Raw genomic sequence first — 12,966 nt, forward strand, 5'->3', positions numbered from 1 at the left:
ACGCCGTTCTTCACCAACTACCGGCCGCAGTTCTACTTCCGCACCACCGACGTGACCGGCATCGTGACGCTGCCGGCAGGCACCGAGATGGTGATGCCCGGCGACAACATCACCGTCGATGTCGAGCTGATCGTGCCGATCGCGATGGAAGAGAAGCTGCGCTTCGCCATCCGTGAAGGCGGCCGCACCGTCGGTGCCGGCATCGTCGTCACCATCAAAGAATAATTGGACGAAACGGATCTGTCGCGGGCGCGGGGCTGCCCGCGCCGCGCCAGAACAAGGAATTGACGCATGAACGGACAGAATATCCGCATCCGCCTTAAGGCGTTTGACCACCGGGTGCTCGACGCCTCGACGCGCGAAATCGTGTCGACCGCCAAGCGCACCGGCGCCAACGTCCGCGGCCCCATTCCGCTGCCGACGCGGATCGAAAAGTTCACGGTCAACCGGTCGCCTCACGTCGACAAGAAGAGCCGCGAGCAGTTCGAGATGCGCACCCACAAGCGGCTGCTCGACATCGTCGATCCGACCCCGCAGACGGTCGATGCTCTGATGAAGCTCGATCTGGCCGCCGGTGTCGACGTCGAGATCAAGCTCTAAGGAACAAGAGGGCGGGGCGACCCGGAACTCTGAAGGAAGCAAGAGGCGTGGAGGGGCGTCAGCCCCGACAGGGAACTCTAAAGGAATTGAACCGATGCGTTCAGGTGTGATTGCAAAGAAGGTGGGAATGACCCGCATCTATAACGATGCAGGGGAACACGTTCCCGTCACCGTTCTCCAGATGGAGAACTGCCAGGTCGTGGCGCAGCGCACGCAGGAGAAGAACGGCTACACCGCCGTCCAGCTCGGCGTTGGCCTTGCCAAGGTGAAGAACACGTCGAAGGCGATGCGCGGCCATTTCGCTGCCGCCTCCGTCGAGCCAAAGGCGAAGCTCGCCGAGTTCCGCGTCTCCGCCGACAACATGATCGACGTCGGCGCCGAGCTCACCGTCGAGCACTTCGTCGCCGGCCAGAAGGTCGACGTGACGGGCACCTCGACCGGCAAGGGTTTTCAGGGCGTGATCAAGCGGCACAACATGGGTGGCGGCCGTGCCACGCACGGTAACTCGGTCTCGCACCGCACGCACGGCTCGACCGGACAGCGCCAGGACCCCGGCAAGGTGTTCAAGGGCAAGAAGATGGCCGGCCACATGGGCGACGTTCGCGTCACCGCCCAGAATGTCGAGGTCGTCTCGACCGATGCCGACCGCGGCCTGATCCTGATCCGCGGCGCCGTCCCGGGGGTGAAGGGCGCCTGGATCCTGGTCCGTGACGCGGCCAAGGTTGCGCTGCCGGCCAACGCGCCGAAGCCAGCCGCGATCCGTGCCGCTGCCGCCAAGAACGATGCCCCGGCCAATGAGGGAGCGGAATAATGGACCTCAAGATCACAACCCTCGGCGGCAAGGACGCCGGCAAGGTAAAGCTCTCCGAGGAGATCTTCGGCCTTGACCCGCGTGAGGACATCCTGCAGCGCGTCGTGCGCTGGCAGCTGGCCAAGAAGCAGCAAGGCACGCACAAGGCCAAGGGCCGCGCCGAGATCGCGCGCACCGGCGCCAAGATGTACAAGCAGAAGGGTACGGGCCGCGCCCGTCACCATTCGGCTCGCGCTCCGCAGTTCCGCGGCGGTGGCAAGGCGCACGGCCCGGTCGTGCGCAGCCACGAGCACGAGCTGCCGAAGAAGGTGCGCGCTCTGGGCTTGAAGCACGCTCTCTCGGCCAAGGCCAAGAGCGCTTCGCTGATCATCGTCGACGAGCTGAAGCTCGCCGAAGCCAAGACCAAGGCGCTGGTTGCGAGCCTCGAGACGCTCGGGCTCACCAATGCCCTGGTGATCGGCGGCGCCGAGCTTGACCAGAACTTCAAGCTGGCGGCGACCAACATCCCCAACATCGACGTGCTGCCGATCCAGGGCATCAACGTCTACGACATTCTGCGCCGCGGCACGCTGGTCCTTTCGAAGGCCGCCGTCGAGGCTCTCGAGGAGCGCTTCAAATGACCGACCTCCGTCACTACGACGTGATCGTCTCGCCGGCGATCACCGAAAAGTCGACCATGGCTTCCGAGCAGAACCAGGTCGTCTTCAATGTCGCCAAGAAGGCGTCGAAGCCGGAAATCAAGGCCGCCGTGGAAGCTCTCTTCGGGGTCAAGGTTACGGCCGTGAACACGCTCGTCCGTAAGGGCAAGATCAAGCGCTTCCGCGGCACGGTTGGCCGCCAGGGCGACGTCAAGAAGGCGGTTGTGACGCTGGCCGACGGCCAGTCGATCGACGTCGCGACGGGTCTCTGAGCAAGGCCGCGAGGACAGGACAATGGCACTCAAGAAATTCAACCCGGTAACGCCGAGCACCCGTCAGCTGGTCATCGTCGACCGCTCGGGCCTCTACAAGGGCAAGCCCGTCAAGGGCCTGACCGAAGGCCTGACCAAGTCGGGCGGCCGCAATAATTACGGCCGCATCACGGCCCGCTTCATCGGCGGCGGTCACAAGCGTTCGTACCGCATCATCGACTTCAAGCGTAAGAAGTACGACGTCGTCGGCACGGTCGAGCGCATCGAATACGATCCGAACCGCACCGCCTTCATCGCGCTGATCAAGTATGACGACGGCGAGCTGTCCTACATCCTGGCGCCGCAGCGTCTGGCCGCCGGCGACAAGATCGTGGCCGGCGAAGCGGTCGACGTGAAGCCGGGCAACGCGATGCCGCTGGCCTCGATGCCGGTCGGCACGATCGTCCACAACATCGAGCTGAAGCCGGGCAAGGGCGGCCAGGTCGCCCGTTCGGCGGGCGGCTACGCCCAGCTCGTCGGCCGCGACCAGGGCATGGCGATCCTGCGCCTCAACTCGGGCGAGCAGCGCGTCGTGCACGGCTCCTGCATGGCCACCGTCGGCGCCGTGTCGAACCCCGACCACGGCAACATCAACGACGGCAAGGCCGGCCGCACGGTGTGGCGCGGCAAGCGCCCGCACAATCGCGGCGTGGCCATGAACCCGGTCGATCATCCGCACGGTGGTGGCGAAGGCCGCACCTCGGGTGGCCGTCACCCGGTTTCGCCCTGGGGCAAGCCGACCAAGGGCAAGAAGACGCGGTCCAACAAGGCGACCGACAAGTTCATCGTGCGCTCGCGCCATCAGCGCAAGAGCTAAGAAGAGGTAACGCCAAGTGACTCGTTCGATTTGGAAAGGCCCCTTCATCGACGGCTACCTTCTCAAGAAGGTGGACAAGGTTCGTGAAGGCGGTCGCAATGAGGTGATCAAGATGTGGAGCCGTCGCTCCACCATCCTGCCGCAGTTCGTCGGCTTCACCTTCGGTGTCTACAACGGCCAGAAGCACGTTCCCGTCTCCGTGAACGAGGACATGGTCGGCCACAAGTTCGGTGAATTCGCTCCGACCCGGACCTACTACGGTCATGGCGCGGATAAGAAGGCGAAGAGGAAATAATCATGGGCAAGGCCAAAGCTCCGCGCAGGCTTGCTGACAACGAGGCGCGCGCCGTTCTGCGCACCATCCGTATCAGCCCGCAGAAGCTGAACCTGGTTGCCGCGCTGATCCGCGGCAAGAAGGTCGCGACAGCGCTTTCCGACCTCGAATTCTCGGCCAAGCGGATTTCCGGCACGGTCAAGAAGACCCTGGAGTCGGCGATCGCCAACGCGGAAAACAACCACGACCTCGATGTCGACGCACTGATCGTATCGGAAGCCTATGTCGGCAAGTCGATCGTCATGAAGCGTTTCCACGCGCGTGGCCGTGGTCGCGCCAGCCGTATCGAAAAGCCGTTCTCGCACCTCACGATCGTCGTTCGTGAAGTCGAGGAAAAAGGGGAGGCCGCATAATGGGCCAGAAAGTCAATCCGATCGGGCTGCGTCTCGGCATCAACCGCACCTGGGATTCGCGCTGGTTCGCGAACACCGGCGAATACGGTCAGCTGCTGCATGAGGACATCAAGATCCGTAAGTATCTTGAGAAGGAACTCAAGCAGGCCGCGATCTCCAAGGTCGTGATCGAGCGTCCGCACAAGAAGTGCCGCGTCACCATCCATGCCGCGCGTCCGGGCCTGATCATCGGCAAGAAGGGCGCCGACATCGAGAAGCTCCGCAGGAAGCTGATGGAGATGACGAAGTCCGAGACGCACCTCAACATCGTTGAAGTGCGCAAGCCGGAAATCGACGCCACGCTGATCGCCCAGTCGATCGCCCAGCAGCTCGAGCGCCGCATCGCGTTCCGTCGCGCCATGAAGCGCGCCGTTCAGTCGGCCATGCGTCTTGGTGCCGAAGGCATCCGCATCAACTGCTCCGGCCGTCTCGGCGGCGCCGAAATCGCGCGCATGGAGTGGTACCGCGAAGGCCGCGTGCCGCTGCATACGCTGCGCGCCGATGTCGACTACGGCACGGCCGAGGCGAACACGGCGTATGGCATCTGCGGCGTCAAGGTGTGGGTGTTCAAGGGCGAGATCCTCGAGCACGACCCGATGGCGTCGGAGCGTCGCGCCACGGAAGGCGATCACGGCGGTCAGACCGGCGAGCGTGAGCGCGGTCGCCGTCGCGAGAACGCCTGAGAAATTTGAGAATTTGGAGTTAGAACGATGCTGCAGCCAAAGCGCACAAAGTTCCGCAAGCAGTTCAAGGGCCGTATCCACGGTACCGCCAAGGGCGGCACCAATCTGGATTTCGGCGGTTTCGGGCTGAAGGCGCTTGAGCCGAACCGCGTCACCGCGCGCGAGATCGAGGCGGCCCGCCGCGCGATCACCCGCGAGATGAAGCGCGCCGGCCGCGTCTGGATCCGGGTGTTCCCGGATCTGCCGGTCACCTCGAAGCCGACCGAAGTGCGCATGGGTAAGGGCAAGGGCGCCGTCGACTACTGGGCGGCGCGCGTCAAGCCTGGCCGCATCATGTTCGAGATCGACGGCGTCAGCGAAGAAACTGCGCGTGAGGCGCTGCGTCTCGGCGCCGCCAAGCTCTCGGTCAAGACGCGCTTCGTGCAGCGCATCGCAGAATAAGGACAGGCGATCATGAAAGCCGAAGATATCCGGACCAAGACCCAGGATCAGCTGGCCGACGACCTGGCCGCCCTCAAGAAGGAGCAGTTCAATCTGCGCTTCCAGAAGGCCACCGGCCAGCTCGAGAAGACCGCACGCGTGAAGCAGGTCCGCAGGGACATCGCGCGCATCAAGACCATCGCCGCGGAAAAAGCCGCGGCCAAGAAGGCTTAAGGACGAGAACCATGCCAAAGCGCATCCTGCAGGGCACCGTGGTCAGCGACAAGAACGAGAAGACGGTCGTCGTCAAGGTCGAGCGGCGCTTCACGCATCCCGTGATGAAGAAGACCGTGCGCCTGACCAAGAAGTACAAGGCGCATGACGAGAACAACGCCCACAAGGTCGGCGACCAGGTGTTCATCCAGGAATCGAAGCCGATCTCCAAGGACAAGCGCTGGGTCGTCATCACCGCGGATCAGGCTTGATCCGGGCGAACGAAACGAATTTTGGACAGACCGGGGAGGGGTGAAAGCCCGTCCCGTTAGAAAAGAAGAAGGCGGCCAGTCATGATTCAGATGCAAACAAACCTCGACGTCGCGGACAATTCCGGCGCCCGTCGTGTCATGTGCATCAAGGTGCTGGGCGGTTCGAAGCGGAAGTATGCCTCCGTCGGCGACATCATCGTGGTGTCGATCAAGGAAGCCATCCCGCGCGGCCGCGTTAAGAAGGGCGACGTGATGAAGGCGGTCGTGGTTCGCACGGCCAAGGACATCCGCCGTCCGGACGGCAGCGTGATCCGTTTCGACAAGAACGCGGCCGTTCTCGTCGACAACAAGAAAGAGCCGATCGGCACACGTATCTTCGGGCCGGTTCCGCGCGAGCTTCGCGCCAAGAACCACATGAAGATCATCTCGCTCGCGCCTGAAGTGCTGTAAGGAGCCGGACCCATGCAAAAGATCAGAAAAGGCGACAAGGTCGTCGTGCTTGCCGGCAAGGACAAGGGCCGTTCGGGCGAAGTCCTGTCGGTGCAGCCGAAGGAAGACACCGCGCTGGTCCGCGGCGTGAACCTCATTCGCCGTCACCAGAAGCAGACCCAGTCCCAAGAGGGCGGGATCATCACCAAGGAAGCGCCGATCCACCTGTCGAACATCGCGCTGGCCGACCCCAAGGACGGCAAGCCGACCCGCGTCGGCTTCGCCATCCAGAAGGACGGCAAGAAGGTGCGCGTCGCCAAGCGTTCGGGAGAAGTCATCAATGGCTAAGGCTGAAACCAAGCAGGCAGCTGCCAAGAACGAGCCGCGCCTCAAGAAGGTCTATCAGGAGACCATCCGCAAGGCGCTGCAGGAGCAGTTCGGCTACGACAACGAGATGCAGGTTCCGCGCATCGACAAGATCGTGCTGAACATGGGTGTCGGCGAAGCGACCGGCGATTCCAAGAAGCCCTCGGTCGCGGCCGAGGACCTCGCGCTGATCGCCGGCCAGAAGGCTGTCGTCACCCGCGCCCGCAATTCGATCGCGGGCTTCAAGGTGCGCGAGAACATGCCGATCGGCGCCAAGGTCACGCTGCGCAAGGAACGCATGTACGAGTTCCTCGACCGCCTCGTGAACATCGCGCTGCCGCGCGTTCGCGACTTTCGCGGACTGAACCCGAAGAGCTTTGACGGCCGTGGCAACTACGCCATGGGCATCAAGGAGCACATCGTGTTCCCGGAGATCAACTACGACAAGGTTGATCAGGTCTGGGGCATGGACGTCATCGTTTGTACGACGGCGAAGACGGATGACGAGGCCAGGGCGCTGCTCAAGGCCTTCAACTTCCCCTTCCGCCAGTAACGGCAGCGAAAAAGGAAAAATCTGAAATGGCAAAGACCAGCTCAGTCGAGAAGAACAACCGGCGCCGCAAGCTTGCCGGTCAGTACGCCGCCAAGCGCAAGGCGCTCAAGGACATCGTCATGGACCAGTCCAAGCCGATGGAAGAGCGTTTCCGCGCCCAGTTGAAGCTTTCGGCGCTGCCGCGCAACTCGGCCAAGATCCGCATCCGCAACCGCTGCGAAGTGACGGGGCGTCCTCGCGCCTACTATCGCAAGCTCAAGCTTTCGCGTATCGCGCTTCGCGATCTGGGCAACAACGGCCAGATCCCGGGCCTGGTCAAGTCGAGCTGGTAAGGAGACACTGAGATGTCATTGAGCGATCCTCTCGGCGATATGCTGACCCGCATCCGCAACGCCTATGGCCGCAAGAAGTCGACCGTCTCGACTCCGGCCTCGCGTCTGCGCGCCCGCGTCCTCGAAGTGCTGAAGTCGGAAGGCTATATCCGCGACTACAGCCAGACCGACTTCGAGAACGGCAAGTCGGAAATCGAGATCGAGCTGAAGTATTTCGACGGCGCTCCGGTCGTGCGCGAAATCGAGCGCGTCTCGAAGCCCGGCCGCCGCGTCTATGTCTCGGCCAAGTCGATCCCGCATGTCGCCAACGGCCTCGGCATCGCCATCCTTTCGACGCCGAAGGGCGTCATGGCCGATCACGAAGCGCGCGAGCAGAATGTCGGCGGCGAGATCCTCTGCCAGATTTTCTAAGGGTGAATGGTCAATGGTGAATAGTGAATGGTGAGACTGCACGGGACTTTGACCGCGCCGTTCGCCATTCCACCATTCACCATTCACAGCAGTAAAGGAAAGAGGAGACAACAATGTCTCGTATCGGAAAGAAACCCGTTTCGCTGCCGCAGGGCGTCTCCGCGACCGTCAACGGCCAGACCGTGACGGCGAAGGGCCCCAAGGGCGAGCTGAAGTTCGTGGTCAACGACGAAGTGCTGGTCAAGATGGAAGGCGCCGAGATTTCGGTCGAGCCGCGCGACCAGACCAAGACCGCCCGCGCCAAGTGGGGCATGTCGCGCACGCAGATCGTCAACATCCTGCAGGGCGTCAAGGACGGCTTCGAGAAGAAGCTCGAGATCACCGGCGTCGGCTATCGCGCCGCCATGCAGGGCAAGAACCTGCAGCTGGCGCTCGGCTTCAGCCACGACGTGGTCTATGAGACGCCGCAGGGCATCACGATCTCCGTGCCGAAGCCGACCGAAATCACGGTCTCCGGCATCGACAAGCAGCAGGTCGGCCAGGTCGCGGCCGAGATCCGCGAGTATCGCGGTCCCGAACCCTACAAGGGCAAGGGCGTGCGCTATGCCGACGAGCGGATTGTCCGCAAGGAAGGCAAGAAGAAGTAAGACTTTTGATCGCCGCGGGGCGCGACCGCGGGAGGCTTGGCCTACCGCACACGGTTGCCCCCGTTTTCTGAAGGCAAGGAACAGAATCATGGCTAGCCCCAAAGAAACCACCCAGCGCCGCGCGCAGCGCGTGCGCCGCCAGCTCAAGAAGGTCGCCGGCGAGCGGCCGCGGCTTTCGGTGCACCGCACCTCGAAGCACATCTACGTCCAGGTCATCGACGACGCCAAGGGCCACACGCTCGCCGCCGCCTCGACCCTGGAGAAGGACCTGAAGGGCTCGCTCAAGACCGGCGCCGACAGCGCCGCCGCTGCCGCGGTCGGCAAGCTGATCGCCGAGCGCGCGTCGAAGGCCGGCGTCAAGGAAGTCGTCTTCGACCGCGGCCCGTACATCTATCACGGCCGCGTCAAGGCGCTGGCCGAGGCTGCCCGCGAAGGCGGTCTGAGCTTCTAATGCATGATCCCGAAAAGTTGCAGACTTTTCGGACAGGATCATGCAAAGGAGAAATTCACCGCCGGTGGTCGCTAGAGGCGCCGGCAAACAGCAACCCGTGCTTCCGGAAAAGAACAAGGACTAGGATATGGCACAGGAACGTAGGGAAGGCGGCCGCGGCCGCGAGCGTGAACGCGAAGAGCGCGACGACGGCATGGTGGACAAGCTTGTCCACATCAACCGCGTCGCCAAGGTGGTGAAGGGCGGCCGTCGCTTCGGCTTTGCCGCGCTTGTCGTCGTCGGCGACCAGAAGGGCCGCGTCGGCTTCGGCCACGGCAAGGCGCGCGAAGTGCCGGAGGCGATCCGCAAGGCGACCGAATCGGCCAAGCGCGACATGATCTTCGTGCCGCTGCGTTCGGGCCGCACGCTGCATCACGACGTCGAGGGCCGCTGGGGCGCCGGACGCGTTCTGCTGCGCGCCGCCAAGCAGGGTACCGGCATCATCGCGGGCGGCCCGATGCGCGCCGTCTTCGAGACGCTCGGCATGCACGACGTGGTCGCCAAGTCGATGGGTTCGTCGAACCCCTACAACATGGTTCGCGCCACCTTCGACGCGCTGAAGAGCCAGATGCATCCGAAGGATGTGGCAGCTGCGCGCGGCATCAAGTACTCGACCCTTCAGGCCCGCCGCGGCACCGCCGTCGCGACCGAAGAATAGTCGACGCTGACCAGGGATTTCGACCATGGCCAAGAAAGCTACCAAGACCATCACCGTCGAGCAGATCGGTTCGCCGATCCGCCGGCCGAAGGAGCAGCGCGCGACGCTGGTCGGCCTCGGCCTCAACAAGATGCACAAGCGGCGTACGCTGGAAGACACCCCTTCGGTGCGCGGCATGATCGCCGCCGTCCAGCACCTCGTCCGCGTTGTGGACGAGGCCTGAACGGAAGCGCAGGAGACAGAAACATGAAACTCAACGATCTGCGTGACAAGGACGGCGCCACGCACTCCAGGAAGCGCCTCGGTCGCGGCATCGGCTCCGGCTCTGGCAAGACCGCCGGTCGCGGCGTCAAGGGCCAGAAGGCACGCTCGGGCGTTGCCATCAACGGCTTCGAGGGCGGCCAGATGCCGCTTTACCGGCGCCTGCCAAAGCGCGGCTTCAACAACCTGTTCGCCAAGAGCTTCACCGTCGTGTCGCTTGCCCGCATCCAGGCTGCCGTCGATGCCAAGAAGCTCGACGCGAAGGAGACCGTGACGGCTGAGACCCTGATCGCTGCCGGCGTCATCCGCCGCGCCAAGGACGGCGTGCGCGTGCTCTCCGACGGCGAGCTCAAGGCCAAGCTCAGCTTCGACGTCGCCGGCGCCTCCAAAGCTGCGATCGAGAAGATCGAGAAGGCCGGCGGTTCGGTGAAGCTGCCGGAAGCGGCCGCCGCCGAGTAACGGCGATTTGAAGCGCGGCCGGCGGGTATGGTTTCATTTTTGCCGCCCGTCCGCGCTTTGATCTGATCAATTAGGCGGCCGCGTCAACGCGGCCGCTTGCATGTTGACGGTCCGGAGCTTATCTCGTGAGCTTCGGTGACACGCGCCGCCTGAGCTGCGGGCATCGAGCGCGACATAGAAATCAATGAAGTAGAGCATAATCAATGAAGTAGAGGATGATGTCTTCCGAAAACCGCTTCACACTTTTCGGCATCATGCTCTAGCGGAGAAAATCAGGCATGGCTTCGGCTGCTGAACAACTAGCCTCCAATCTGAATTTTGCGGCCTTCGCCAAGGCCGAGGATCTGAAGAAGCGCATCTGGTTCACCGTCGGCGCGCTGCTCGTCTACCGCCTCGGCACCTACATCCCGCTTCCCGGGATCAATCCCGACGCTTTCGCGCAGGCCTTCTCCTCGCAGAGCAAGGGCGTGCTCGGCATGTTCAACATGTTTGCCGGCGGCGCCGTGCAGCGCATGGCGATCTTCGCGCTCGGCATCATGCCCTACATCTCCGCTTCCATCATCATGCAGCTGATGACCTCGGTCATCCCGTCGCTGGAAGCGCTGAAGAAGGAAGGCGAGCAGGGCCGCAAGATCATCAACCAGTACACGCGCTACGGCACCGTGCTGCTGGCCTTGGTGCAGGCCTACGGCATTTCGGTCGGGCTGGAGGGCGGCAACGGTATCGTCACCGATCCCGGCATGTTCTTCCGCATCTCGACCGTCGTCACGCTTGTCGGCGGGACCATGTTCCTGATGTGGCTCGGCGAGCAGATCACCGCGCGCGGCATCGGCAACGGCATTTCGCTGATCATCTTCTCGGGCATCGTCGCCGGTCTGCCGCACGCCATTTCAGGCACGCTGGAACTCGGCCGCACCGGTGCGCTGTCCACGAGCCTGATTCTCGCGATCATCGTGCTCGCCGTCGTCGTCATCGGCGTCATCGTCTTCTTCGAGCGCGCCCAGCGCCGCCTGCTCATCCAGTATCCGAAGCGGCAGGTCGGCAACCGCATGTTCCAAGGCGACACCTCGCATCTGCCGCTGAAGCTCAACACCTCGGGCGTCATCCCGCCGATCTTCGCCTCCTCGCTGCTGCTTCTCCCGGCAACGGTTGCCGGCTTCTCGCAGACCACCAACCTGCCTGCCTGGGCGAGCACGGTTCTTGCGGCGCTGGGCCACGGCCAGCCGCTCTATATGGCGTTCTATGCGGCGATGATCATTTTCTTCGCCTTCTTCTATACGGCAATCGTCTTCAACCCGAAGGACACGGCCGACCAGCTCAAGAAGCATTCCGGCTTCATCCCGGGCTATCGTCCGGGCGAGCGCACCGCCGAATATATCGACTATGTTCTGACGCGTATCACCGTCATCGGCGCCATCTACCTGGTGCTGGTGTGTCTGCTGCCTGAGTTCCTGATTTCAGCGACTGGCGTACCTTTCTATCTCGGTGGCACATCGCTTCTGATCGTGGTCAGTGTCACGCTCGACACGGTGGCGCAGGTTCAGGGTCACCTGATCGCGCACCAGTATGAGGGCCTGATCAAGAAGTCGAAGTTGCGCGGGGGTAAGAGGAGCAGATGAGGCTGATATTGCTTGGGCCGCCAGGAGCGGGCAAGGGGACGCAAGCACAGAGACTGGTAGAAAAACACGGCATACCCCAGCTTTCGACGGGAGACATGCTGCGTGCCGCCGTCCAGGCCGGAACCGAAGTCGGCAAGCGGGCCAAGGCGGTTATGGATGCCGGCGAGCTGGTATCGGACGCGATCGTCAATGCGATCGTTGCCGAGCGGATCGACCAGCCCGACTGCGCCAGGGGCTTCATCCTCGACGGTTATCCGCGCACGCTGGTGCAGGCCGATGCCGTCGAAGCCATGCTCGCCGAGCGCAACATCGCGCTCGACAGCGTCATCGAGCTCGTCGTCGACGACAAGGCGCTGGTCGGGCGCATCGTCAAGCGGGCCGAGGATGCCAAGGCGGCCGGCCAGCCGGTGCGCAAGGACGACAACCCGGCGGTGTTCGAGGAGCGCCTGCGAGAATATTACAAGAAGACGGCGCCGCTGACCGGCTACTACTATGCCAAAGGCAGGCTGAAGAGCGTTGACGGCATGGCCAGCATCGACGCGGTGACCGCGGAGATCGAGAAGGTGCTCACGGCGGCGGTGAGCTAGGCCGCTCCGACAAGCAAAGATTGCGCTTGACTGGAAGAAGCCATTGGGGTATGGCGGCCCGTCTTCCTATCAGGCATGGACTTTGCTTGCCCGCAAGGGCAGGGCATCCGTTTTGAACCAGGAAACTCCCGCAAGGGCCGGCCTCCACCGGACGCGGGGCAACTTAGATAGCGCCGGGCCTGCCTTTTGAAGGATGGCCGGCCCAAATGGAGATGAAAGAACATGGCTCGTATAGCCGGCGTCAACATTCCGACCAACAAGCGCGTCGTCATTGCGCTTCAGTACATTCACGGCATCGGCAAGAAGTTTGCCCAGGAGATCGTCGACAAGGTCGGCATCCCGGCAGACCGCCGCGTCAACCAGCTGACCGACGCGGAAGTGCTGCAGATCCGCGAGACGATCGACCGCGACTACCAGGTCGAAGGCGACCTGCGCCGCGAGGTCTCGATGAACATCAAGCGGCTGATGGACCTCGGCTGCTACCGCGGCCTGCGTCACCGCCGCTCGCTGCCGGTCCGCGGCCAGCGCACGCATACCAATGCGCGCACCCGCAAGGGCCCGGCCAAGGCGATCGCCGGCAAGAAGAAGTAATTAGGGGAATAAGGGGGTAGGGGAGTAAGGCAGTAGGGAATAGTCCGAAATCGGATCGTTCATTTCCCCACT

24 protein-coding genes and 1 pseudogene are annotated in these 12,966 nt (G+C 63.2%); all 25 read left to right on the forward strand.

Going from position 1 to position 12,966, the window contains the following annotated elements; translation table 11 throughout:
• A pseudogene (gene tuf, locus EOD29_RS24540) lies at nt 1-225 on the forward strand (elongation factor Tu); the annotation flags it as partial.
• A gap of 66 nt (nt 226-291) precedes the next feature.
• Nucleotides 292-600 carry a 30S ribosomal protein S10 gene (rpsJ, locus tag EOD29_RS24545; protein ID WP_006205468.1) on the forward strand — a complete coding sequence of 103 codons (309 nt, stop codon included), beginning with the start codon at nt 292-294 and terminating at the stop codon, nt 598-600.
• Nucleotides 601-694: 94 nt separating this feature from the next.
• Complete coding sequence (gene rplC, locus EOD29_RS24550; protein WP_127248174.1) at nt 695-1,411, forward strand: 50S ribosomal protein L3; 717 nt, start codon at nt 695-697, stop codon at nt 1,409-1,411.
• A complete protein-coding gene (gene rplD / locus EOD29_RS24555; RefSeq protein ID WP_066989592.1) occupies nt 1,411-2,031 on the forward strand; it encodes a 50S ribosomal protein L4 in 621 nt (206 codons plus the stop codon). Before rplC ends, rplD begins: the two co-directional genes overlap by 1 nt.
• Nucleotides 2,028-2,321 carry a 50S ribosomal protein L23 gene (locus tag EOD29_RS24560; RefSeq protein WP_040983033.1) on the forward strand — a complete coding sequence of 98 codons (294 nt, stop codon included), beginning with the start codon at nt 2,028-2,030 and terminating at the stop codon, nt 2,319-2,321. The genes rplD and EOD29_RS24560 overlap by 4 nt, the downstream gene beginning before the upstream one ends.
• A 22-nt stretch (nt 2,322-2,343) precedes the next feature.
• Nucleotides 2,344-3,177 carry a 50S ribosomal protein L2 gene (gene rplB / locus EOD29_RS24565; RefSeq protein ID WP_040970375.1) on the forward strand — a complete coding sequence of 278 codons (834 nt, stop codon included), beginning with the start codon at nt 2,344-2,346 and terminating at the stop codon, nt 3,175-3,177.
• Nucleotides 3,178-3,193: 16 nt separating this feature from the next.
• On the forward strand, nt 3,194-3,472 hold the full coding sequence (gene rpsS, locus EOD29_RS24570) for a 30S ribosomal protein S19 (RefSeq protein ID WP_006205463.1): 279 nt from the start codon (nt 3,194-3,196) through the stop codon (nt 3,470-3,472).
• A gap of 2 nt (nt 3,473-3,474) precedes the next feature.
• Complete coding sequence (gene rplV, locus EOD29_RS24575) at nt 3,475-3,864, forward strand: 50S ribosomal protein L22 (protein ID WP_066989594.1); 390 nt, start codon at nt 3,475-3,477, stop codon at nt 3,862-3,864.
• Complete coding sequence (rpsC, locus tag EOD29_RS24580; protein ID WP_066989596.1) at nt 3,864-4,586, forward strand: 30S ribosomal protein S3; 723 nt, start codon at nt 3,864-3,866, stop codon at nt 4,584-4,586. The genes rplV and rpsC overlap by 1 nt, the downstream gene beginning before the upstream one ends.
• 27 nt (nt 4,587-4,613) lie before the next feature.
• Complete coding sequence (gene rplP, locus EOD29_RS24585; RefSeq protein ID WP_027170364.1) at nt 4,614-5,027, forward strand: 50S ribosomal protein L16; 414 nt, start codon at nt 4,614-4,616, stop codon at nt 5,025-5,027.
• 12 nt (nt 5,028-5,039) lie between these two features.
• Entirely contained in the window at nt 5,040-5,240 is a 201-nt protein-coding gene (gene rpmC, locus EOD29_RS24590) for a 50S ribosomal protein L29 (protein ID WP_040970379.1), read from the forward strand.
• 11 nt (nt 5,241-5,251) lie between these two features.
• Entirely contained in the window at nt 5,252-5,491 is a 240-nt protein-coding gene (gene rpsQ, locus EOD29_RS24595) for a 30S ribosomal protein S17 (protein WP_040970380.1), read from the forward strand.
• A gap of 81 nt (nt 5,492-5,572) precedes the next feature.
• Nucleotides 5,573-5,941, forward strand: a complete 369-nt coding sequence (rplN, locus tag EOD29_RS24600; protein ID WP_006205457.1) for a 50S ribosomal protein L14 — start codon at nt 5,573-5,575, stop codon at nt 5,939-5,941.
• Nucleotides 5,942-5,953: 12 nt separating this feature from the next.
• The gene (rplX, locus tag EOD29_RS24605; RefSeq protein WP_059188493.1) at nt 5,954-6,268 is read left to right on the forward strand and encodes a 50S ribosomal protein L24; all 315 of its coding nucleotides are present in this window, start codon (nt 5,954-5,956) and stop codon (nt 6,266-6,268) included.
• Nucleotides 6,261-6,839: a 50S ribosomal protein L5 gene (gene rplE, locus EOD29_RS24610; protein WP_095777622.1), complete on the forward strand. Its 579-nt coding sequence runs from the start codon at nt 6,261-6,263 to the stop codon at nt 6,837-6,839. Before rplX ends, rplE begins: the two co-directional genes overlap by 8 nt.
• Nucleotides 6,840-6,865: 26 nt before the next feature.
• Complete coding sequence (gene rpsN, locus EOD29_RS24615) at nt 6,866-7,171, forward strand: 30S ribosomal protein S14 (RefSeq protein WP_059188495.1); 306 nt, start codon at nt 6,866-6,868, stop codon at nt 7,169-7,171.
• 12 nt (nt 7,172-7,183) lie between these two features.
• Entirely contained in the window at nt 7,184-7,582 is a 399-nt protein-coding gene (gene rpsH, locus EOD29_RS24620) for a 30S ribosomal protein S8 (protein ID WP_095800670.1), read from the forward strand.
• A 113-nt stretch (nt 7,583-7,695) separates the two neighbouring features.
• Complete coding sequence (rplF, locus tag EOD29_RS24625; protein WP_067321468.1) at nt 7,696-8,229, forward strand: 50S ribosomal protein L6; 534 nt, start codon at nt 7,696-7,698, stop codon at nt 8,227-8,229.
• 88 nt (nt 8,230-8,317) lie between these two features.
• Nucleotides 8,318-8,680 carry a 50S ribosomal protein L18 gene (gene rplR, locus EOD29_RS24630; RefSeq protein ID WP_127248175.1) on the forward strand — a complete coding sequence of 121 codons (363 nt, stop codon included), beginning with the start codon at nt 8,318-8,320 and terminating at the stop codon, nt 8,678-8,680.
• Nucleotides 8,681-8,807: 127 nt separating this feature from the next.
• Nucleotides 8,808-9,377: a 30S ribosomal protein S5 gene (gene rpsE, locus EOD29_RS24635; protein ID WP_095807478.1), complete on the forward strand. Its 570-nt coding sequence runs from the start codon at nt 8,808-8,810 to the stop codon at nt 9,375-9,377.
• Nucleotides 9,378-9,402: 25 nt separating this feature from the next.
• On the forward strand, nt 9,403-9,600 hold the full coding sequence (gene rpmD, locus EOD29_RS24640) for a 50S ribosomal protein L30 (protein WP_027170355.1): 198 nt from the start codon (nt 9,403-9,405) through the stop codon (nt 9,598-9,600).
• 23 nt (nt 9,601-9,623) lie between these two features.
• Entirely contained in the window at nt 9,624-10,097 is a 474-nt protein-coding gene (rplO, locus tag EOD29_RS24645) for a 50S ribosomal protein L15 (protein WP_066989606.1), read from the forward strand.
• A 278-nt stretch (nt 10,098-10,375) separates the two neighbouring features.
• Entirely contained in the window at nt 10,376-11,716 is a 1,341-nt protein-coding gene (gene secY / locus EOD29_RS24650) for a preprotein translocase subunit SecY (protein WP_127248176.1), read from the forward strand.
• Nucleotides 11,713-12,303 (forward strand): adenylate kinase, encoded by a 591-nt coding sequence (locus EOD29_RS24655; protein ID WP_095780445.1) that lies wholly within the window; start codon nt 11,713-11,715, stop codon nt 12,301-12,303. Before secY ends, EOD29_RS24655 begins: the two co-directional genes overlap by 4 nt.
• Before the next feature lie 222 nt (nt 12,304-12,525).
• A complete protein-coding gene (gene rpsM, locus EOD29_RS24660; RefSeq protein WP_027170351.1) occupies nt 12,526-12,894 on the forward strand; it encodes a 30S ribosomal protein S13 in 369 nt (122 codons plus the stop codon).
• The last annotated feature ends 72 nt before the right edge of the window (nt 12,895-12,966 follow it).

The sequence above is a fragment of the Mesorhizobium sp. M1A.T.Ca.IN.004.03.1.1 genome (assembly GCF_003997555.1).
GTDB lineage: Bacteria > Pseudomonadota > Alphaproteobacteria > Rhizobiales > Rhizobiaceae > Mesorhizobium.

Bases quoted from the DNA above. Each gene is read 5' to 3' on its own strand.
- rplE (WP_095777622.1), top strand. From the start codon at position 6,261: ATGGCTAAGGCTGAAACCAAGCAGGCAGCTGCCAAGAACGAGCCGCGC.
- rplV (WP_066989594.1), top strand. From the start codon at position 3,475: ATGGGCAAGGCCAAAGCTCCGCGCAGGCTTGCTGACAACGAGGCGCGC.
- rplP (WP_027170364.1), top strand. From the start codon at position 4,614: ATGCTGCAGCCAAAGCGCACAAAGTTCCGCAAGCAGTTCAAGGGCCGT.
- rplC (WP_127248174.1), top strand. From the start codon at position 695: ATGCGTTCAGGTGTGATTGCAAAGAAGGTGGGAATGACCCGCATCTAT.
- rpmD (WP_027170355.1), top strand. From the start codon at position 9,403: ATGGCCAAGAAAGCTACCAAGACCATCACCGTCGAGCAGATCGGTTCG.
- rpmC (WP_040970379.1), top strand. From the start codon at position 5,040: ATGAAAGCCGAAGATATCCGGACCAAGACCCAGGATCAGCTGGCCGAC.
- rplF (WP_067321468.1), top strand. From the start codon at position 7,696: ATGTCTCGTATCGGAAAGAAACCCGTTTCGCTGCCGCAGGGCGTCTCC.
- rpsQ (WP_040970380.1), top strand. From the start codon at position 5,252: ATGCCAAAGCGCATCCTGCAGGGCACCGTGGTCAGCGACAAGAACGAG.
- rpsN (WP_059188495.1), top strand. From the start codon at position 6,866: ATGGCAAAGACCAGCTCAGTCGAGAAGAACAACCGGCGCCGCAAGCTT.
- rplO (WP_066989606.1), top strand. From the start codon at position 9,624: ATGAAACTCAACGATCTGCGTGACAAGGACGGCGCCACGCACTCCAGG.
- EOD29_RS24655 (WP_095780445.1), top strand. From the start codon at position 11,713: ATGAGGCTGATATTGCTTGGGCCGCCAGGAGCGGGCAAGGGGACGCAA.
- rpsJ (WP_006205468.1), top strand. From the start codon at position 292: ATGAACGGACAGAATATCCGCATCCGCCTTAAGGCGTTTGACCACCGG.
- rplD (WP_066989592.1), top strand. From the start codon at position 1,411: ATGGACCTCAAGATCACAACCCTCGGCGGCAAGGACGCCGGCAAGGTA.
- rpsH (WP_095800670.1), top strand. From the start codon at position 7,184: ATGTCATTGAGCGATCCTCTCGGCGATATGCTGACCCGCATCCGCAAC.
- secY (WP_127248176.1), top strand. From the start codon at position 10,376: ATGGCTTCGGCTGCTGAACAACTAGCCTCCAATCTGAATTTTGCGGCC.
- rpsC (WP_066989596.1), top strand. From the start codon at position 3,864: ATGGGCCAGAAAGTCAATCCGATCGGGCTGCGTCTCGGCATCAACCGC.
- rpsM (WP_027170351.1), top strand. From the start codon at position 12,526: ATGGCTCGTATAGCCGGCGTCAACATTCCGACCAACAAGCGCGTCGTC.
- rplR (WP_127248175.1), top strand. From the start codon at position 8,318: ATGGCTAGCCCCAAAGAAACCACCCAGCGCCGCGCGCAGCGCGTGCGC.
- EOD29_RS24560 (WP_040983033.1), top strand. From the start codon at position 2,028: ATGACCGACCTCCGTCACTACGACGTGATCGTCTCGCCGGCGATCACC.
- rplB (WP_040970375.1), top strand. From the start codon at position 2,344: ATGGCACTCAAGAAATTCAACCCGGTAACGCCGAGCACCCGTCAGCTG.
- rpsE (WP_095807478.1), top strand. From the start codon at position 8,808: ATGGCACAGGAACGTAGGGAAGGCGGCCGCGGCCGCGAGCGTGAACGC.
- rplN (WP_006205457.1), top strand. From the start codon at position 5,573: ATGATTCAGATGCAAACAAACCTCGACGTCGCGGACAATTCCGGCGCC.
- rplX (WP_059188493.1), top strand. From the start codon at position 5,954: ATGCAAAAGATCAGAAAAGGCGACAAGGTCGTCGTGCTTGCCGGCAAG.